The sequence below is a fragment of the Streptococcus sp. 151470009-6 genome, assembly GCF_053628175.1.
In genome coordinates this window covers 138,311-157,612 of record NZ_JBSEZF010000006.1, presented here as the reverse complement: position 1 = coordinate 157,612, position 19,302 = coordinate 138,311, and the positions used below count along the sequence as shown (strand labels likewise).

The window sequence follows — 19,302 nt, the reverse complement described above, 5'->3', positions numbered from 1 at the left end:
TGAAAAGGCGGTGTCTTAACCCCTTGACCAACGGACCTGAGCTTTTCGACTCTTTCTATTATACCTTCTTTTCTCCCTTTGTCAAGAACTTTTTTTACATTCTACAACAAAATTTTTAACTTCTATCTAATTGCTAATTGTTTTCTTTTCTTGTTTTAAAATTTGGAGTATTTCTCGTTCTTTATTTCCATATGTTGGTGGGGCTGGATTCCATAAATAAGCATGATGTTCAAGAGCAAATTTCACTTCCGAATAATTGATCTTATCATAGTTTTCATAATCTATATTAGCTAAATATTTTTCAACAATAATTTCATAAATAATAAATTCTTCGAATTTTTCATAAATAGATCTGTATTTGACACTGTCTTTATCCATGAATGTAGTGAATATATATGCTTCAACGAAAAATTCTGTAGAAACTTTTTCTTTTTTCGGTTCAGAAATCATACACCTTAATATCCCTCTTAACTCTGAGTATATGTTTTTACTACTCCCAACTTGTATGCAAATTTGTGTCATATCTGAGTTATCGTTATCCAAATCTTTCTTTTTCCGAGCAAACATTGCCCACAATTTTTTCTCGTCACTTGACACCCCTTTTATCAATTTTCTTATATCTTCATTTCTTAAATCTGAGAATTTACAAATTTCTTTTAAATAGTCATATTTATTTAGATTTTCTTCTACTGACATTTTACTTACTCCTCTGTACTCTATCACTGCTATATAACAATTTTCCTTTGCTAATTAATTATCCATTATACGTTTTTGTTTTGATTCGTTTATAATTTTTAGGTCGTAGAACTTCTATGCTTTTCTCTTAACCAACTTCACGACCGCTTCTGTCCGTGCAGTGTGAGGAAACATATCGACTGACTGGATGTAGTGGAGGTCGTATACTTTCACAAGTTTAACCAAATCTCGTGCTAATGTTGAAACATTACAAGATACATAGACCATCTTTTCTGGAACATAGGTTAGGATTGTCTCTAACAACTCGTCGTCTAAACCAGTTCGCGGAGGATCTACAATCAAGGCATCTGCTCGGTATCCTTCTTTGTACCAACGTGGAATAATCTCTTCTGCAGTCCCAGCTTCATAATAGGCGTTATCAAATCCCATTCTCTGGGCATTTCGCTTGGCATCTTCAATGGCCTCTGGGATAATGTCCATCCCTCTAAGGCTTTTGACCTTCTTCGCGAATGCGAAACCAATTGTCCCGACTCCACAATAAGCATCAATCAAATGATCTTCTTCACTAACATCTAGGGCCTTAACCGCTTGACTATAGAGAATCTCGGTCTGCTCAGGATTGAGCTGATAGAAGGCGCGGGGGGAGAGAGAAAACTCATAGTCGAGTACTCCTTCTTGAATACACTCTTGGCCCCAGATAATTTCCGTCTTTTCACCATAGATTTCACTTGTTTTTGCTGTATTTGTATTGACAGCAACCGTGACAACTTCTGGAAAATCATTAACTAGGTCTTTGACTAGTTGATTCAAATTAAGCTGGCGATTTGTGACAATGATAATCTGGACTTGTCCAGTTTTTCTCGCTCGACGTACCATGATGTTGCGAACACCTAGCGTTTTTCTCTCATCGGTGATGGGGATTTGATGGTAAGTGAGAAGCTCAGCTAGGCGATTCGCAATCACTTGGGTTTCCTTATCTTGCACCAAGCAGTCTTTCAACTCGACAAGGTAATGAGAATTTTGCGCATACAAACCCGCCTTGACCTGATTGTTGAATTTTCGAGTCTGAAATTGCAACTTAGCACGGTAGTACTTTGGTTCCTGCATTCCGATAGTTGGACGGATTTCATAGTTTTCATATCCTGCAGGAGCAAATTTTTTCAAGGCTTGGTGGAGAAAATCTGTTTTGAACTCTAACTGTTTATCATAGTGGAGATGCATGATTTGGCAACCACCACATTCATTATAAATCGTACATGCTGGTACGACTCGAAACTTGGACTTTTTATTTACTTTGAGTAACTTTGCTTCTACAAAGTTACGTTTAATAGAAGTAATCTGACAATAGATATCTTCTCCCTTGAGAGCACCTGGCACAAAAACGAGGGTTTTCTGGTAAAAACCGATTCCCTCACCATTGATGCCCATACGCTTAATTTTTAATGGAATTTTTTGTTTGACTTTTAGATTCATAAGTCTATTATACCACGTAGTTTCTCAATGGTTAAGAATATGTTACAATAAAACCATGAATACAAAGACATCTCATTTTTCCCCATTGGATTTTCCTGAGCAATTACGAACTTATATAGAGGGAGCAACCCTTTCTGACAGCTCTTCTCATTCAGGCGCAACGGTTCTCTATCTTGATTCAGGTTACTATTTGAAAATTGATCAAAAGAGAAGATTAGAGCGAGAAGCTGCCATTGCAAGGTGGTTTGAAACTAAAGGACTGGGAACTCCAGTTATCGACTACTTATCTACAGATAAAGACTACCTTTTAACAAAAGAAGCGCCTGGCAAAGATGCCCTTGCCTTTCTGGATCAGCCAAAAACAATTTGTCGAACCATGGCACATGCCCTTAAAAAACTTCACAACTTACACCCACACAATTTTCCATCAGAAAATCATATACAAACCTATAAAGATAGAGCTTTGAAAAACTATGAAAAAGGCGAGTTCTATTCCAAGGCCCTCCTACCCCAATTTCAGATTAATAGTCGCGAAGAGGCCTTCCAACTCATCCAAGAACAAGGACACCTTTTAAAGACTGATGCCTTTATTCACGGTGATGCCTGTCTACCGAATTTTATTCTCAAAGATGCGGACCACTTCTCTTGCTTTATTGATCTGGGCTTGGCTGATTTTAGTGATCGTCATATCGATCTCTTTTGGGTAGTTTGGTCTCTCAACTATAACCTAGATAACCCTAAATACGCTGAACTGTTTCTTGACTATTACGGCAGAGAAGAGGTCGACACAAACAAACTTCGACTCGTTGCTGCCTTTGAAGCATTTGGATAAAAGGTAAACCATGAAAATCACAAAACTTGAAAAGAAAAAACGCCTCTACCTGATGGAGCTAGATCATCAGCAAACCTCTTATATCACTGAAGATACCATTGTGCGTTTTATGCTATCTCGAGATAAGGTCATTAGTAAAGAGGAACTGACCGAGATTCAGGATTTTTCCCAGTTTTCTTATGGTAAGAATCTTGCTCTCTACCATCTATCCTTCAAGGCCCGTACTGAAAAAGAAGTGCGAGAGTATCTGGACAAGTATGATATTGAAGATACAATCGCTAGTCAAGTTATCGCTAATCTAAAAGAAGATAACTGGATTAATGACCATCAGTATGCTTATTCCATCATAAATGCCAATCAACTTTCTGGAAATAAAGGACCCTATTTACTAACTCAAAAACTAACTCAAAAAGGAGTTGCTAAATCAACTATTGAAGGTGTTCTAAAGGATTTTGACTATACAGAAGTTGCTCAACGTGTAGCTGAGAAACTGCTTAAAAAATACACCGGAAAGCTTCCTGCTCGTGCTTTGCAGGAAAAGATTATCCAAAACTTGACGAACAAGGGATTCTCCTATGCTGATGCTAAAAGTGCCTTTGATGACTTGGATAGTCAAGTCGACCAAGAAACGACTCAAGAACTCATTTTTAAAGAGCTAGACAAACAATATGCTAAGTATGCTCGAAAGTATGAAGGATACGAACTTAAACAGCGTTTAACCCAAGTTTTAGCTCGAAAAGGCTATGATTTTTCGGATATAGCTAGCGCTCTCAGAGAATATCTTTAATATTTTCGTGTAAAATTCAAAAAAATTAGACCGATTTATGATATAATAGTAAACGATAAACTTATAAATTGTAGAAAGTTGGTTAGTTATGAAACTTCCAAAAGAAGGCGACTTTATTACAATTCAAAGTTATAAGCATGATGGGAGTCTTCACCGTACTTGGCGGGACACCATGGTACTAAAAACAACAGAGAACGCTATTATTGGCGTCAACGACCACACACTTGTTACCGAAAGTGACGGTCGTCGTTGGGTAACTCGAGAACCGGCTATTGTTTACTTTCACAAAAAATATTGGTTTAATATCATTGCTATGATTCGCGATAATGGGATTTCCTACTATTGCAATATGGCCAGCCCTTACTATCTAGATGAGGAAGCCCTGAAATACATTGATTACGATTTGGATGTAAAGGTCTTCACTGATGGTGAAAAGCGTCTCTTGGACGTTGAAGAGTATGAGCGCCATAAACGCAAAATGAAGTATTCTGATGATATAGACTATATTTTGAAAGAGCATGTTAAAATCCTTGTTGATTGGATTAACAATGGACGCGGACCTTTCTCAGAGGCCTATGTCAACATTTGGTACAAACGCTACATAGAACTAAAGAATCGGTAAAGTTGTCAATCCGGGGTGAGAGCCCTGGTTTTTTTATTTGAAAAACCCAGCTTTTCAGCTGGGTTGATTTCTATATATCTAATTTAGTCACAGTAAACTTGATGTGGGAATAGTCTTTTTCAACATCCTTATCCAACAAGAAAGCCGTGGCATCCTTCTTAACCTGAACCAGGTCAATATTCTGGGCTTGAGCTGCATAGACGCATCCACAATAACATTGACGATAAATATCATACTCCTCGCACATCTCCACCGAACGCTTGTAGCCTTGATTTTTCTTGAAATCACTTGGGAGATAGTGGGTTGTATAAATCTTTTGCACATCAATTCCGATGCTGTTGATGGTTTGAGAATTCTTATGGGGACTGATGGTCAAGGCTGAACCAAAGTAGTCAAAGCCCAAATCCATAGCCACTTGCGCTGTTTTGTCCAAACGGTAATCAAAACAAACCTTGCAACGGTCGCCACCTTCGGGTTCTTCTTCCAGTCCTCTGACTAACTTCCGGTATTCATTTGGTTCGTAGGGAGCTTCTAGGTACTGAACCGTATTGCCTGTTCGCTCATTGAAATCACTGACAAATTTTTTTGTAACGTAAGCCCGCTTGTGGTATTCTGCCTTAGGATGGATATTGGAATTGGCAAAATAGATGGTCACAGCAGCGTACTTGGTCAGATACTCTAGGGTGTAGGTACTACAAGGAGCACAGCAAACATGCATGAGAATAGTTGGACGTTGCTCATTTTTCTCCCAAACCTGAACCATTTTCTGCATAACACGGTCATAATTAATCTTCTGATGGGGATTCATCTTGCTCAGAATTTCTTCTACATCAATCATGTTCTTCTCCTTCTTCTAGTCTTATTTTATCATATAAGTTAGGAGAGCTCAAATCTATTTAGAAGAGGGAACCATAAAAGGAGGGATGCTCATTCCCTCCTTTTGTGTTTCTTATGAATTGTTTAGTATAAACAGCTTACATCATTCCGCCCATCATGCTTGGATCCATGGCTGGAGCAGGTGCTACTGGTTCAGGTTTATTGGCTACGACTGCTTCTGTAGTCAAGATCAAGCTAGCTACAGATGCTGCATTTTGAAGGGCAGAACGGCTAACCTTAACTGGGTCGATGATTCCTTCTTCAATCATATTAACCCACTCACCAGTTGCTGCGTTGAAACCTGTACCAAGCTCAGCATTCTTCAAGCGATCGATAACGATAGACCCTTCAAATCCTGCATTGTGGGCAATTTGACGAACAGGTTCTTCCAAGGCACGGAGAACAATATTGCGTCCTGTTGCTTCATCACCTGTCAATTCCAAATCAGCAACGGCTGGAATGACATTGGCAAGAGCAGTTCCACCACCAGCAACGATTCCTTCTTCAACAGCTGCACGAGTAGCGTTGAGGGCATCTTCGATACGAAGTTTCATTTCCTTCAACTCAGTTTCAGTTGCTGCACCGACCTTGATGACTGCGACACCACCTGACAATTTAGCCAAGCGTTCTTGGAGTTTTTCACGGTCGAATTCAGAAGTTGTGGTTTCGATTTGTGACTTGATAACCGCAACACGGTGGGAAATGGCTTCAGGATTGCCAGCACCTTCTACGATAACAGTGCTATCTTTGTCCACAGTCACTCTAGCGGCTTGACCTAGAGCCTCAATCGTCGTGTCTTTCAACTCAAGACCAAGATCTTCTGTGATAACAGTTCCACCTGTCAAAATAGCGATGTCTTCAAGCATGGCTTTACGACGGTCACCGAAGCCAGGAGCTTTGACAGCTACGACATTGAAAGTTCCACGAATTTTGTTCAAGACAAGGGTTGGAAGAGCTTCGCCATCCACATCATCTGCAATAATCAAGAGCGGACGATTGCTTTGGAGAATGCTTTCTAGAAGCGGCAAGATTTCTTGGATATTGGAAATCTTCTTGTCGGTAATCAAGATGTATGGATTTTCAAGGTCAGCCACCATCTTTTCGCTATCTGTCACCATGTACTGTGAAAGGTAACCACGATCGAACTGCATTCCTTCAACAACTTCAAGTTCTGTTTCCATACCACGTGACTCTTCAATAGTAATGACTCCGTCTTTACCAACTTTTTCCATAGCTTCAGAAATGTACTCGCCGACTTTATCAGAACGAGAAGATACGGCAGCAACCTGAGCAATAGCTTCTTTATTGGCAACTGGAATGGCATTGTTTTTCAAAGCTTCTATAGCTGCGGCAACCGCTGCTTCAATCCCCCGACGGATACCGATTGGATTGGCACCTGCAGTAACGTTTTTGATTCCTTCACGTACGATGGCTTGAGTTAAGACTGTTGCAGTTGTCGTTCCGTCACCTGCGATATCATTGGTTTTTGAAGCGACTTCTGATACCAACTTGGCACCCATATTTTCAAAATGGTCTTCCAACTCGATTTCTTTGGCAATAGTCACCCCGTCGTTGGTGATGAGCGGTGAACCGAATGATTTTTCCAACACAACGTTACGACCTTTAGGTCCCAAAGTTACTTTAACAGTATCTGCTAGAATATCAACGCCACGAACCATAGCTGAACGAGCATCAGATGAAAATTTAATTTCTTTTGACATACTTACTTTCTCCTTCTATTCTTCAATGATTGCCAAGATGTTAGCTTCACCAACGATGATATACTTTTCATCTCCATCTTTGACATCAAGACCTGCATGTGCTTCAACTAAGACACGGTCTCCAGCCTTAACGCTTGGAGCAACCAAGTCACCATTCAAGGTACGAACACCTTGTCCTGTAGCTATAACTTGGGCTGTTTTGGTTTTTTCTTGGGCTGAGCCTGCGAGGACAAAACCTCCAACAGTTTGTTCTTTTTCTTCGACTTTCAAGACCACACGGTCTCCTAATGGTTTCAACATTTGCTTTCCTCCATGATGAAATACATATTATTAGCACTCTTTATATCTGAGTGCTAAATCATAGTTCTATTGTATCACTTGGTCAGAAATAGTCAAGAAAAAAGTCTGACTTTCTCAAGATAAAAAAGCCTAAGATTGACTCAGGCTTTTCTATGCTTAAAATGGCAATTCCTCCTCTTCCAAAACCAAATCCGCCAAATCCTGACCTGCGTTATTTTCACGCATGGCACGTTGGGCACGACTTTCCAAGAGTTGGAATCCTGTCACGAGAACTTCGGTCACATAGTTGGTCTGACCATTTTTCTCAAAGCGACGGGTACGCAACTCCCCATCAACGGAAATGAGACTACCTTTGGTTGCGTAGCTTGCCAAGGTTTCAGCCAATTTCCCCCAAAGAACCAGATTGACAAAGTCGGCTTCACGTTCCCCATTTTGGTCTTTGTAACGACGGTTCACAGCAATCGTTGCACGCGCTACTGACTTGTCATTGTTGGTTTTGTGCAATTCTGGTGTAGACGTCAAGCGCCCAATCATGATAACTTTATTATACATTTTTCATCCTCCTACTTATCTATTCGCAGGAAATCAAAAAAAGTTACAGAAATTTGTAACTTTCGAGGAAAATTTTTTACTTTTTATGAACCATAAATCCAGTCGCCTGTTGATTGGCCATAATGGTCATATCTGTAATCTGCACACGACGGGGCTGACTGGTCACATAGACCACTGTATCTGCAATATCCTGAGCTTGCAAGGCCTCAATTCCCTGATAGACGGTAGCAGCTCGCTCTTTGTCACCATGAAAACGTACTGTAGAAAAATCTGTTTCAACAATCCCCGGTTGAATGGTTGTCACCTTGATGTCCGTTGCAATCGTATCAATCCGAAGCCCATCTGAAAAAGTCTTGACAGCAGCCTTGGTGGCTGAATAAACTGCTGCACCAGCGTAAGCGTAGATTCCTGCAGTGGAGCCCATATTGATGATATGACCTTGATTTGCTGCAACCATGGAAGGCAAGAAGGAACTAGTGACTGCCATCAAACCTTTGACATTGGTATCCAACATGGTCAGCATATCCAACTCCTCATAGTCTTGATAGGGAGCCAAGCCAAGAGCTAGTCCAGCGTTATTGACCAAGATATCAATCTGACCTATCGTTTCTAGAATATCGGAACAGACAGACTTCACCATGGTCATATCCGTCACATCTAGTGAAAAGGTCCAAACTGTTTGATTTGGAAACGTTTCTGCAAACTCTGACTTGAGGGCTTCTAGTCTGTCTGTCCGTCGCCCAGTTAGGACGACATTCTCACCCTGATTCAGATAAGCACGCGCAATCGCTTCACCGATTCCTGAGGTCGCCCCTGTAATCACAACATTTTTTGCCATCTTATTTCCTTCTATACTAGCGAGACAGATACTGACAACTTCCTAGGCAGTCCAGTGTTTGGCTGGGTCAAATGGAGTTCCAACAACTTGGTCTTCTGATAATTCAATAACCCCACGTTTTTGCGGAGCGTTTGGCAGATGCAATTCACGAGGGCTGCACATCATTCCAAAACTCTTTTCGCCACGAAGTTCGCCTGGGAAAATGAGATTGCCTTTTGGCATCATTGCTCCAGGAAGAGCGACAATAGTTTTCAACCCAACACGCGCATTAGGAGCCCCTGCAACGATTTTCACTGTCTTGTCACTTGCGACTGCAACTTGGCAGATGTTAAGGTGATCGCTATCTGGGTGAGCTACCATCTCAACAATCTCACCGACGACAAACTTAGGTTCTTTGTCATTGACAATCTCTTCTGCAAAGCCTTCCGACTGCAATTCTTGGTTCAAACGTTCCACTTGCTCATCTGATAAAAAGACTTGACCGCGCTCTGCAATTTCAAACAAACTTGAAACTTCGAAAATATTCCAAGCTACTGTTTCTCCATTTTCTTTGAGGAAAACACGGGCTACCTTGCCTTTGCGCTCCACGTCCAACTTGGCATCTCCGCTGTTTTTCACGATGATCATAAGGACATCGCCGACATGCTCTTTATTATATGTAAAAATCATTGTTTCCTTTTTCTCCTATTTCAGTCCTGCTAAAAAGTCATTAATTTGTTGCTTGCTTTTACGGTCACGATTGACAAATCGGCCGATTTCCTTGTCCTTTTCTAGAACAACAAGGCTAGGAATCCCGTAAACATCCCAGAGCTTGGCTAAATCCATGTACTGATCTCGGTCCACTCGAATAAAGGTGAACTCTGGATTGGTCTCCTCAATCTCTGGCAAGGATGGATAGATATAACGACAATCGCCACACCAGTCTGCCACAAAAAGGAAGACTTTCTTGCCATCTTTTTCTACTAAAGATGCCAATTCTTCTAAACTTGTAGGTTGTATCATAAGACTTCCTCCTCATAGACCAGATCTTTATTTTCATAGACAAAGGTGTAATGACGACCATCCTCGAAAATGACTCCTCCGACAAGTCGCTCTAGACTACTTTCGTAGACTTGAACATAGAGAGTCGCAATCTCACCCATATCTGAGAAAAGTTCGCGCACGATAGCGGTCAACTCTTCTTGAGTCTTCATCAGTTTGTGGTTATCTGCTGCTTTTTTGGCACCCAAAACGAGGGCACTTAGACCAGCCACAGTCAAGCCAGTCATCCATAATTTCTTAGCTTTCATACCATTCATTGTAACACAAAAAGGGCTCTAGGACAAATAGGGAAGCCGTATAGGAGCAAGGAAAATCACCTCCCTCGGTGAGGAAAGTGAACTTCTGATTCTTATTGCCAGGCGCCTGAGTTGCCAACGTAGTAACCATCAGGTGTGTAGGTATTGCGAAGCATCTTACCTGATGAAGCTAGATAATACCACTTGCCATTATCTTTGACCCAATCATTCGCTAGCATGGCACCAGAAGAACTTACATAATACCATTCTCCCTTGTCATAAACCCAAGTGCTTGCTTTCATAGCTCCTGAAGTTGATAAATAGTACCACTTACCTTGATCATAAAGCCAATCACTAGCAATCATAGCTCCTGATGATTTAAAGGCATACCAGTTGCTACCTTGATAAAGCCAAGTTTGATTGAACATGACTCCTTTATCATTCATAAAGTACCAAGTTCCCTTATCATAAACCCAATCGCTCTGCACTAATTGACCTTGTTTTTGATAGTACCAGTTTTGGTTTGATTTTAGCCATCCTTCTGCTTTTACAATCGGATAAAGTTCTTTGAAAGATCCTCCATTATCATATTTATGACTGATAGTTCTTAGTTTTTCAAGCTTCAACTCACCATTATCATAGTCTGCCCAAGCAAAGAGTTTTTGACCATTGACAGTCTCTGGTAAGGTGGCAGTGTAAGTCTTGGTTTGATAGTCCCATTTAGCATCAAGGTAAGTGTATTGATCATTTGATTCGTTAATACGGTAGTAGCCTCTCTTTCCACCTTCATGATGTACATCGTCAACCACTTTCGTTGACCAGGTCTTTACTTCATTTCCGCTCTTGGCTTCTACCTTGATATCTCCTCTATAGCCATATGGAACATAGAAATTCAGGTAACGCCCCTCTACACCAATCATAGACTTGTCCTTTTCTTGACCTAGGAAATTGACAGTCTGATCTTGACCATTGAGACTAACCGTCCACTCGATTTTCTCGGTTTTTGGCAAATCCAAGACTTTGATATCCACTTCATGACCATTGTTAAAACGAAGAATCTTGCCATCTTGATACTGCACTCCACACTTAATAACCCATTCTTCTTTAAGCTCAAATGCCTGCCCTGAATGAGGAAAAGTCAGTAAAGCTAGACCTGCTAGAGACAAAACAAATAGTGTGATTTTTTTCATCGCATATCCTCCTTTTGGATTTATTAAATTCATTATATCACTATGTTGTTTTTTTACAAGTCTTATCCTAAATATGCAAGCAAAAAACCTCTGAGATTGTTCTCAAAGGTTCTGATTTTGCTAATTGCTGTTCTCAACTGCTGCAGTAACAAAGGCAGTGTAGAGTTCTTCTGGACGGTTTGGACGGCTGGAAAGTTCAGGGTGATACTGACAAGCTACAAAGAATTTATTTTCAGGAATTTCGACGATTTCTACCAAACGATTATCTGGAGAAACTCCTGAGAAGACAAATCCTGCTGCCTCAAACTGCTCACGGAAGGCGTTGTTAAACTCATAGCGGTGACGGTGACGGCGTTGCACCACTTCTTGATTGTGATATGCAGCTGCTGCCTTAGAGCCACGTTTCAACTTAGATGGATAAAGTCCCAAACGAAGGGTTCCACCCATATCCTCAACGTCAATCTGATCACGCATGATATCAATGATAGGGTATTTTGTTTCTGGTGCAAGCTCTGCAGAATTAGCACCTTCAAGCCCTAAAACGTGACGAGCAAACTCGATACAAGTCAACTGCATTCCCAAGCAGACACCCAACATTGGAACATCATTTTCACGCGCATAGCGAATGGCTTGGATTTTCCCTTCAGTACCACGTTGACCAAAACCACCTGGTACGATGATTCCATCTGCATCAGACAAGATTTCTGCTACATTCTCTGCTGTCACATCATTGGCATTAATCCAATTGATCTTCACTTCTGCGTCGTTAGCATATCCAGAGTGTTTCAAGGCTTCGACCACTGAGATGTAGGCATCTTGCAACTCCACATACTTACCAACGAGGGAAATCTTGACCTGTTTCTTGAGATTCATGACCTTGTCCACCATGGCTGACCATTCTGTCATATCCGCTGCTGGCGCATCTAATTTCAAGTGGTCACAAACAATTTGGTCCATGCCTTGTTCCTGCAAGTTCAGTGGAATTTGGTAAAGATGTTCAACGTCCAAAGACTCGATAACAGCTTCTGGTGCCACGTCACAGAACTGAGCTAGTTTGTTTTTAATTCCTTGACCAGCTGGTTTTTCTGTACGAATGACTAACATATTTGGCTGGATTCCCAAACCGCGCAATTCTTTTACAGAATGCTGAGTCGGCTTGGTCTTCATCTCACCAGCAGCCTTGAGGTAAGGAAGCAAGGTTGTATGGATGTACATGACATTATCTGCACCCACATCTGCCTTCATCTGACGAAGGGCCTCTAAAAATGGCAAGGACTCTATATCTCCAACGGTTCCACCAACCTCTGTGATAATGACATCAGAGTCGGTCGTTAGAGCGGCACGCTTGATTTTTTCTTTCAAAGCATCTGTGATATGAGGAATGACTTGAACAGTTGCCCCAAGGTACTCGCCACGGCGTTCCTTACGAAGAACTTCACTGTAGATTTTACCAGTTGTCACGTTGGAATATTTGTTGAGGTTGATATCGATGAAACGTTCATAGTGACCCAAGTCCAAATCTGTTTCAGCCCCATCATCAGTCACAAAGACTTCCCCGTGCTGGTAAGGACTCATGGTTCCCGGATCGATATTGATATAAGGGTCAAACTTTTGAATGGTTACTTTTAAACCACGATTTTTCAAGAGACGGCCTAGACTTGCTGCGACAATCCCTTTCCCAATAGACGATACCACACCACCAGTTACAAAAATATATTTCGTAGACATAGATTCCTCTTTCTAAAATGCTCAAGGTCTTGTTAACTACGAGGGGACATAGAAAACAAGACCCTTATGAATAACGACTTTTCAAGAAAAACTTCCTGAAAAAACAAAAATAGCTCCCTAGTAACTAGGGAGCCCCGACCTCTAAAAGAGGTGCCCGAACAATATGATACCTTAAAGTAGAACATTTGTCAACCCGAATTGGTAAAACATGAAAAAAGGAGATTGTTTTCAGAAAACCAAAAAAGGACAGCACCCAGACGTATGACCCGCTTAAACACTCTACCCAAGTAAGAAAAAAGGAGATCAGATAATCTCCTCTGTGAAGTCTTTTACTCTTCTTCACTCGTTTCAGCATCATCGTCTGAAAACTCGTCGTCTTCTTCGTTGAGATCCACGTCTTCACCCAAGTCATCAGGAGCGATTTCGTTGATCTCTGCATCGTAAGCTTCAACTTCATTTTTCTCATCATCTGGATTTTCATCATCATATGAAAGAGCTGGATCAGCTTCGTATGCATCTTCGTCTTCTGGATCATCTGCATTGTAGTCAATGGCATCTGAATCACCATCCATGAAGGCATTGACACGTTTTTTCTTAGCTTTTGGAGCGACTTCATCGTCGTCACTTTCTTCAAGAGCGATGATTTCTTCGTCAATTTCGTCTACACCATACCATGAACGAAGCCCCCATTTGTTGTCTCCAAGAGAGATGAAGCTACCGTCAAAGTTCAACTCTGTGTAGAACAAAGGTAAAGCTTCGCGGATATCGCTGTTTGATGTTCCAAGGTAGTTTTGAATTTCATTTACAAGATCGCTAAAATGCATCTCATGATCGCGACCACGAAGTTCCAAGATAGCACGCGCTACCTCAATCATAGATAGTTCACTTTTTTCTTGCCCAGCAAATACTTCTAATTCCAAAGCGTTTCTCCTCATTTTTACTACTATCGCCAGAGCGAACAGACTCTGACCTCATTTTATCATGTACTCTTTATTGTACGATAATTTTGCGGAATAGTCAAAGGTTAAATGGGAGAAAGTGGCAGGACTTTTTATTTCTTTGCCACCCAGCCGATGGTGTCGCTAGGTGGGTTTTCTGTATCAATCCAGATGAATTCGATGCCGAAAATTAAGCTCTGATACTGTACTTCTCAGGGTGGTTCGAACTGACAGTACTTGTTATGTAGTGAATTGATTTCTAAAAATATTGCTTTTTCTAGCATAACATAATTAATCGTTTGGAAATAGAGAATATAATTCGACTTTATTTGATGTAACTATAAAAGCAAGATGCCCCCTTTTTATTAAAATCTTATAATGTTTTAAAAAGTATTTGTTTTATTTTTGAACGAATATCGTTATACACTAAATTAATTTCAGTATCATAACCAATTCTTCCAGTGGCCATACTAACACTTTCATCTAAATATACTTCTAAATTTCTAAATAAAAAATCATTAAATCCTCCTTTTTTAGTAAACAAATTTAAATCTTCAATATAATTCATCATAATCTCAGCATCAACTGATTTATCAAAAATAAGACTATACTTTTTTCGAAAAATAGGATCAGTTAAATTTCCTATGAAATAATCTTTCTGCGCTCCACTAAGCGTTCCACATGTAGTATACCATTTATTATTAATGAATTCTTTAATCACTTCTAATAATTCAATAATAAGTTCATTTGAAAAATCTTTTTTGTATGCTCTTAAGTAAATAATTGAACCACTCAAAATTTCTCCAATTCTATCCTTCTCAATGACAGCAATTATTTTTAAATTTTTATTCTCCGTAAAAATTCTATTTTCTACAATTGATTTTAAAATTTGAGACCTATATTGAGAAAATCTCTTCTTTGCAATCTTTTCCCAGGAAAGACTATAGATATTCTGTTTGTATATCTCAGTATTTTCATTTTTTTCCTCATTTTTTTCATTTTGTTCAATGAAAAAGTCTGAAAGATATGTGCGTTTTAAACTTTTACTATAATCTAAATCCTCAGCATTTTGAATCATACGATAGTGAACAGTTAAATCTCCCGTGTAATATTGAAAATAGATATCTTCATCAAAATAAGTTGTACATTTTACGACTATCATTTCTATTTCGCCTAAAGAAAATTCGTAAATAGTATCACCAGAATTTTTTGTGCCTATAATTTGAGGATTAACTTCATCTTCTTTATCAGATATTTTTTTTTCACAGACAAGAATATTTTCTAACGGAACATCATTCTCCATAAAAATATTAATTTTTGCTTTTGAATTAGCATTATTCTTCTCGACTATAAAATATGGACGCGCAGAAGCAAATCGATTTTCTCGATTTGCTTGATATTCTTTTTCTTCACGTTCATTCCTTTTTTCCTCGTCCTCATAACGTATGTTTCTTTCTTTCTCATTTTGACTACTGAAAATCAAAAATGTTGTAAAAATTGCTAAAGCCGATAGAACTACTTGATAATAGTCTTTATTTGCCTTGGATATAAAGTTATATATACCTGTAATAATAGGATGCTGACCACTTAATAATGGTAAAAGAATTGCAATCACAATAACAAGTATATACAATAAACCTTTGAAAATCTTTTTAAACATATTTATCTACCTTTGTTAATTTATTTTCCATTATACCAAAAAAACACGGCTTATCACCGTGTTTCTGTGTTTATTTCACCAACTTCTTCATCTCATCAATACGTGCGACGGTCGCGTCGTATTTCGCTTGGTAGTCGGCTTGTTTGTCGCGTTCTTTTTGGACGATTTCTGGTTTGGCGTTGGCTACGAAGCGTTCGTTAGAGAGCTTCTTGCCTACCATGTCCAGTTCTTTTTGCCATTTAGCGAGTTCCTTGTCGAGACGAGCTAGTTCTTCTTCGACATTGAGGAGGTCTGCCAGCGGCAAGTAGATTTCTGCTCCAGTGATGACACTTGACATAGCCAGTTCAGGTGCAGGGATAGTTGACGCGATTTCCAAGTGTTCTGGATTTGTGAAGCGTTTGATGTAGTTGACATTGCTGTTAAAGAAGGCTTCCAAGTCGCTATCGCTTGTCTTAACAAGGATGGTGATAGGCTTGCTTGGTGCTACGTTTACTTCCGCACGCGCATTACGAACAGCACGAATCAAGTCTTTGAGACTTTCGACACCTGTGTGAGCAGCAAGGTCTTCAAAGGCTGGGTTAACAGTTGGGTATTCCGCTGTAACGATAGAGCCTTCTGAAATTTGTCCAAAGATTTCCTCTGTCACGAATGGCATGATTGGGTGAAGGAGACGAAGGATCTTGTCCAAAGTGTAAAGGAGAACAGAACGTGTAATGACTTTCTCTTCTTCGTTATCGCTATAAAGGACTTCCTTGGTCAACTCAACGTACCAGTCCGCAAACTCATCCCATATGAAGTTGTAGAGGATGTGTCCAGCCACACCAAACTCAAACTTGTCAAAGTTTTCAGTAACTTTGCCAATCGTTTCATTGAGGTTGTGGAGAATCCAGCGGTCTGTGACGTTTCCAGCTTCCTTGTTGGTAACTTTTTCCACATTGGCAGTTGCTTGCTCAAGGGTCAAACCTTCATTGTTCATGAGGATATAGCGAGAGATGTTCCAGATCTTGTTAATGAAGTTCCATGAAGCATCCATTTTCTCGTAAGAGAAGCGCACGTCTTGCCCTGGTGCAGAACCGTTTGAAAGGAACCAACGAAGGCTATCTGTTCCGTACTTATCAATAACATCCATTGGATCAATCCCGTTACCGAGGGATTTAGACATCTTGCGTCCTTGCTCATCACGAATGAGACCATGAATCAAGGCATTTTTGAATGGCGACTTGCCAGTAAATTCCAAACCTTGGAAAATCATCCGAGACACCCAGAACGGAATAATATCATAACCAGTCACCAAAGTTGATGTTGGATAATAACGTTTAAAGTCTTCTGAGTCGACATCCGGCCAGCCCATGGTAGAGAATGGCCAAAGGGCAGAACTGAACCACGTATCCAATACGTCCTCATCCTGAGTCCATCCGTCACCTTCTGGAGCTTCTTCACCGACATATATTTCACCCTCAGCATTGTACCAAGCAGGGATTTGGTGACCCCACCAGAGCTGACGAGAGATTACCCAGTCATGGACATTTTCCATCCATTGGAGGAAGGTATCGTTGAAACGAGGTGGGTAGAATTCTACCTTGTCCTCTGTATCTTGGTTAGCAATAGCATTTTTCGCCAATTGGTCCATCTTGACAAACCATTGCGTAGACAAGCGTGGCTCAACCACAACACCTGTACGTTCTGAATGACCAACACTGTGGACACGTTTTTCGATTTTAACGAGGGCACCGATTTCTTCCAATTTAGCAACGACTGCCTTACGAGCTTCAAAACGGTCCATGCCTGCAAATTCGAAGGCCAAGTCGTTCATAGTTCCATCGTCGTTCATGACGTTGACTTGTGGCAAGTTATGGCGTTGACCAACCAAGAAGTCGTTTGGATCATGGGCAGGCGTGATTTTCACGACACCTGTACCAAACTCAGGATCTGCGTGCTCGTCTCCAACGATTGGGATGAGTTTATTAGCGATTGGAAGGATGACGTTTTTACCGATCAAATCCTTGTAGCGTGGGTCTTCTGGATTGACCGCAACGGCAACGTCCCCAAACATGGTCTCAGGACGAGTTGTCGCCACTTCAAGGGCGCGTGAGCCGTCTTCTAGCATGTAGTTCATGTGGTAGAAGGCACCTTCGACATCCTTGTGAATCACCTCGATATCAGAAAGGGCTGTACGAGCTGCTGGGTCCCAGTTGATGATAAACTCACCGCGGTAAATCCAGCCTTTCTTGTAGAGGTCCACAAAGACCTTACGAACGGCTTTTGACAAACCTTCATCAAGCGTGAAACGCTCACGAGAGTAGTCTACAGAAAGCCCCATCTTGCCCCATTGTTCCTTGATAGTAGTGGCATATTCGTCTTTCCATTCCCAGACCTTGTCAAGGAATTTTTCACGACCGAGGTCGTAACGCGTAATGCCCTCACCACGCAAGCGCTCCTCAACCTTAGCCTGAGTGGCAATCCCAGCGTGGTCCATACCTGGAAGCCAAAGCGTATCAAAACCTTGCATGCGTTTTTGACGGATGATAATATCTTGAAGAGTTGTATCCCAAGCATGACCAAGGTGAAGTTTTCCGGTTACGTTTGGTGGTGGAATCACGATAGAATAAGGCTTAGCCTTTTGATCTCCTGAAGGCTTGAAAACATCGGCATCAAGCCATTTTTGGTAACGACCAGCCTCAACCTCGGCTGGATTGTATTTAGGTGAAAGTTCTTTAGACATGTGTGTTCTCCTTTAAGTATTTGTAAGTAAACATTTGACAATCTTTGATATCCTAGATTTTTTCTTTCGATATCTAATATATAAATTCGGTTGAAATATGAAGACTGACGGTCTTAGTTTTTTTATTAACTTTTTCTGTAATTTTCGACGCTTTTTTTTCAACGCCTCAACATCATTTTGGTTATAAGGGTATTCATAAAGTTTCTTCTCCAATCTATCTATTGATTTGTATACAGCGCTTACTTTATCACTATGAGAATTTCGTTTGACACTAATTCGTTCAACTGCTTTAACGTAATCGTCTTCTAATGATTCAATGGTTGATAAATAGAAAAATTCGTACACAAACAAACCTATTAGTGCAAATATATCAAAAAGTTGAGAATTTAAAAACGGAATATTTAATAATAAAATTAGGCTAGTATTCGCATAAGGAAAAGCATAAAAAACAATGAATATCCACATTTGCTCTTTTTTATGTCTGGAAGGAACTGACTTAATTAAGTTTGTAACCCATATTTGTAACGATACAAATATAATTGACAATATCGATATTATAAACAGTATTACATATAAATCATTATTTAAATTATTAGTTTTATTATATATAATAATTGAAGAATAAATAGATAGAATAAATAATGTCAACCAAATAATTCCTCTTAACAATGTTGAGGGATTGAATTTTATTTCCTTTTTTGAGCGTTCCCAATCATATTTCAAGAGTAAAGCTATATACAAAGACAATCTGTCATAATCAATTACATTATTATCCAAGATATCCCAAATGTGACCATCTTTCATATAATAAGGCTTAGAATACTTAATATCCATATTTTTTCCAAATGGATTAATCTGGCTTTTTAACTGTATAAGTGCAGAATCTTTCTTTTGATTATCCTTTAAATTTTCTAATATTATTTTAAGTTGCTTTCGCCACTCAGCTCTCTCCTTAGTAATATAATCAATTTGATTTCTTTTACTATTATTAAGAAAAACTAAAATTGCACTTATTATAGCTCCTAGACCTGCTCCACTAAGTATAGTAATAATATGACCTACCTCCATTTTTCAATACCTCCTATTTTAA

At 39.9% G+C, this 19,302-nt stretch carries 19 protein-coding genes; 3 read left to right on the top strand and 16 right to left on the bottom strand.

Translation table 11 applies throughout. The annotated features are described in order from the left end of the window. Positions 1-126: 126 nt before the first annotated feature. A complete protein-coding gene (locus tag ACUW6H_RS08705; protein WP_454364183.1) occupies positions 127-696 on the bottom strand; it encodes a hypothetical protein in 570 nt (189 codons plus the stop codon). 114 nt (positions 697-810) lie between these two features. Further along, a complete protein-coding gene (gene rlmD / locus ACUW6H_RS08700) occupies positions 811-2,169 on the bottom strand; it encodes a 23S rRNA (uracil(1939)-C(5))-methyltransferase RlmD (protein WP_454364181.1) in 1,359 nt (452 codons plus the stop codon). Positions 2,170-2,224: 55 nt separating this feature from the next. Between rlmD and ACUW6H_RS08695 the strand changes: the two genes are divergently transcribed. From ACUW6H_RS08695 to ntdP, 3 genes are all read left to right on the top strand, one after another. After that, positions 2,225-3,001, top strand: a complete 777-nt coding sequence (locus ACUW6H_RS08695; protein WP_454364179.1) for an aminoglycoside 3'-phosphotransferase — start codon at positions 2,225-2,227, stop codon at positions 2,999-3,001. A gap of 10 nt (positions 3,002-3,011) precedes the next feature. After that, positions 3,012-3,788, top strand: coding sequence for a recombination regulator RecX (gene recX, locus ACUW6H_RS08690; RefSeq protein ID WP_454364177.1), 777 nt, complete (start codon positions 3,012-3,014; stop codon positions 3,786-3,788). A gap of 88 nt (positions 3,789-3,876) precedes the next feature. Further along, entirely contained in the window at positions 3,877-4,410 is a 534-nt protein-coding gene (gene ntdP, locus ACUW6H_RS08685) for a nucleoside tri-diphosphate phosphatase (RefSeq protein ID WP_454364175.1), read from the top strand. Between the two features lie 70 nt (positions 4,411-4,480). Here the strand turns inward: ntdP and ACUW6H_RS08680 are convergent, their stop codons facing one another. From ACUW6H_RS08680 to ACUW6H_RS08615, 14 genes are all read right to left on the bottom strand, one after another. Beyond that, positions 4,481-5,248 (bottom strand): epoxyqueuosine reductase QueH, encoded by a 768-nt coding sequence (locus ACUW6H_RS08680; RefSeq protein ID WP_454364173.1) that lies wholly within the window; start codon positions 5,246-5,248, stop codon positions 4,481-4,483. Between the two features lie 136 nt (positions 5,249-5,384). Continuing rightward, entirely contained in the window at positions 5,385-7,007 is a 1,623-nt protein-coding gene (groL, locus tag ACUW6H_RS08675; RefSeq protein ID WP_454364171.1) for a chaperonin GroEL, read from the bottom strand. A gap of 15 nt (positions 7,008-7,022) precedes the next feature. Then, positions 7,023-7,307 carry a co-chaperone GroES gene (groES, locus tag ACUW6H_RS08670; RefSeq protein WP_000917336.1) on the bottom strand — a complete coding sequence of 95 codons (285 nt, stop codon included), beginning with the start codon at positions 7,305-7,307 and terminating at the stop codon, positions 7,023-7,025. Positions 7,308-7,463: 156 nt separating this feature from the next. Beyond that, positions 7,464-7,859, bottom strand: a complete 396-nt coding sequence (locus tag ACUW6H_RS08665; RefSeq protein WP_000282462.1) for a single-stranded DNA-binding protein — start codon at positions 7,857-7,859, stop codon at positions 7,464-7,466. Between the two features lie 76 nt (positions 7,860-7,935). Beyond that, positions 7,936-8,697, bottom strand: a complete 762-nt coding sequence (locus ACUW6H_RS08660) for an SDR family NAD(P)-dependent oxidoreductase (RefSeq protein ID WP_001107798.1) — start codon at positions 8,695-8,697, stop codon at positions 7,936-7,938. A gap of 42 nt (positions 8,698-8,739) precedes the next feature. Then, a complete protein-coding gene (gene ytpR / locus ACUW6H_RS08655) occupies positions 8,740-9,366 on the bottom strand; it encodes a YtpR family tRNA-binding protein (protein ID WP_454364168.1) in 627 nt (208 codons plus the stop codon). Between the two features lie 15 nt (positions 9,367-9,381). After that, positions 9,382-9,699: a thioredoxin family protein gene (locus ACUW6H_RS08650; protein ID WP_261045465.1), complete on the bottom strand. Its 318-nt coding sequence runs from the start codon at positions 9,697-9,699 to the stop codon at positions 9,382-9,384. Next, positions 9,696-9,995, bottom strand: a complete 300-nt coding sequence (locus ACUW6H_RS08645; protein ID WP_454364166.1) for a DUF4651 domain-containing protein — start codon at positions 9,993-9,995, stop codon at positions 9,696-9,698. Before ACUW6H_RS08645 ends, ACUW6H_RS08650 begins: the two co-directional genes overlap by 4 nt. Positions 9,996-10,087: 92 nt before the next feature. After that, the gene (locus ACUW6H_RS08640) at positions 10,088-11,164 is read right to left on the bottom strand and encodes an N-acetylmuramoyl-L-alanine amidase family protein (protein WP_454364164.1); all 1,077 of its coding nucleotides are present in this window, start codon (positions 11,162-11,164) and stop codon (positions 10,088-10,090) included. 120 nt (positions 11,165-11,284) lie between these two features. Continuing rightward, positions 11,285-12,892 (bottom strand): CTP synthase, encoded by a 1,608-nt coding sequence (locus ACUW6H_RS08635; RefSeq protein ID WP_454364162.1) that lies wholly within the window; start codon positions 12,890-12,892, stop codon positions 11,285-11,287. A 329-nt stretch (positions 12,893-13,221) separates the two neighbouring features. Further along, positions 13,222-13,812: a DNA-directed RNA polymerase subunit delta gene (gene rpoE / locus ACUW6H_RS08630; protein WP_000418415.1), complete on the bottom strand. Its 591-nt coding sequence runs from the start codon at positions 13,810-13,812 to the stop codon at positions 13,222-13,224. Positions 13,813-14,203: 391 nt separating this feature from the next. Then, positions 14,204-15,490 (bottom strand): hypothetical protein, encoded by a 1,287-nt coding sequence (locus ACUW6H_RS08625; RefSeq protein WP_454364160.1) that lies wholly within the window; start codon positions 15,488-15,490, stop codon positions 14,204-14,206. A 70-nt stretch (positions 15,491-15,560) separates the two neighbouring features. Then, the gene (locus ACUW6H_RS08620; protein ID WP_454364158.1) at positions 15,561-18,212 is read right to left on the bottom strand and encodes a valine--tRNA ligase; all 2,652 of its coding nucleotides are present in this window, start codon (positions 18,210-18,212) and stop codon (positions 15,561-15,563) included. A gap of 12 nt (positions 18,213-18,224) precedes the next feature. Then, positions 18,225-19,280, bottom strand: a complete 1,056-nt coding sequence (locus tag ACUW6H_RS08615; RefSeq protein WP_096406119.1) for a hypothetical protein — start codon at positions 19,278-19,280, stop codon at positions 18,225-18,227. Between the last annotated feature and the right edge of the window lie 22 nt (positions 19,281-19,302).

Coding starts and splice junctions, on each gene's coding strand:
- ACUW6H_RS08705 (WP_454364183.1), bottom strand. CDS start 696: ATGTCAGTAGAAGAAAATCTAAATAAATATGACTATTTAAAAGAAATT.
- rlmD (WP_454364181.1), bottom strand. CDS start 2,169: ATGAATCTAAAAGTCAAACAAAAAATTCCATTAAAAATTAAGCGTATG.
- ACUW6H_RS08695 (WP_454364179.1), top strand. CDS start 2,225: ATGAATACAAAGACATCTCATTTTTCCCCATTGGATTTTCCTGAGCAA.
- recX (WP_454364177.1), top strand. CDS start 3,012: ATGAAAATCACAAAACTTGAAAAGAAAAAACGCCTCTACCTGATGGAG.
- ntdP (WP_454364175.1), top strand. CDS start 3,877: ATGAAACTTCCAAAAGAAGGCGACTTTATTACAATTCAAAGTTATAAG.
- ACUW6H_RS08680 (WP_454364173.1), bottom strand. CDS start 5,248: ATGATTGATGTAGAAGAAATTCTGAGCAAGATGAATCCCCATCAGAAG.
- groL (WP_454364171.1), bottom strand. CDS start 7,007: ATGTCAAAAGAAATTAAATTTTCATCTGATGCTCGTTCAGCTATGGTT.
- groES (WP_000917336.1), bottom strand. CDS start 7,307: ATGTTGAAACCATTAGGAGACCGTGTGGTCTTGAAAGTCGAAGAAAAA.
- ACUW6H_RS08665 (WP_000282462.1), bottom strand. CDS start 7,859: ATGTATAATAAAGTTATCATGATTGGGCGCTTGACGTCTACACCAGAA.
- ACUW6H_RS08660 (WP_001107798.1), bottom strand. CDS start 8,697: ATGGCAAAAAATGTTGTGATTACAGGGGCGACCTCAGGAATCGGTGAA.
- ytpR (WP_454364168.1), bottom strand. CDS start 9,366: ATGATTTTTACATATAATAAAGAGCATGTCGGCGATGTCCTTATGATC.
- ACUW6H_RS08650 (WP_261045465.1), bottom strand. CDS start 9,699: ATGATACAACCTACAAGTTTAGAAGAATTGGCATCTTTAGTAGAAAAA.
- ACUW6H_RS08645 (WP_454364166.1), bottom strand. CDS start 9,995: ATGAATGGTATGAAAGCTAAGAAATTATGGATGACTGGCTTGACTGTG.
- ACUW6H_RS08640 (WP_454364164.1), bottom strand. CDS start 11,164: ATGAAAAAAATCACACTATTTGTTTTGTCTCTAGCAGGTCTAGCTTTA.
- ACUW6H_RS08635 (WP_454364162.1), bottom strand. CDS start 12,892: ATGTCTACGAAATATATTTTTGTAACTGGTGGTGTGGTATCGTCTATT.
- ACUW6H_RS08625 (WP_454364160.1), bottom strand. CDS start 15,490: ATGTTTAAAAAGATTTTCAAAGGTTTATTGTATATACTTGTTATTGTG.
- ACUW6H_RS08620 (WP_454364158.1), bottom strand. CDS start 18,212: ATGTCTAAAGAACTTTCACCTAAATACAATCCAGCCGAGGTTGAGGCT.
- ACUW6H_RS08615 (WP_096406119.1), bottom strand. CDS start 19,280: ATGGAGGTAGGTCATATTATTACTATACTTAGTGGAGCAGGTCTAGGA.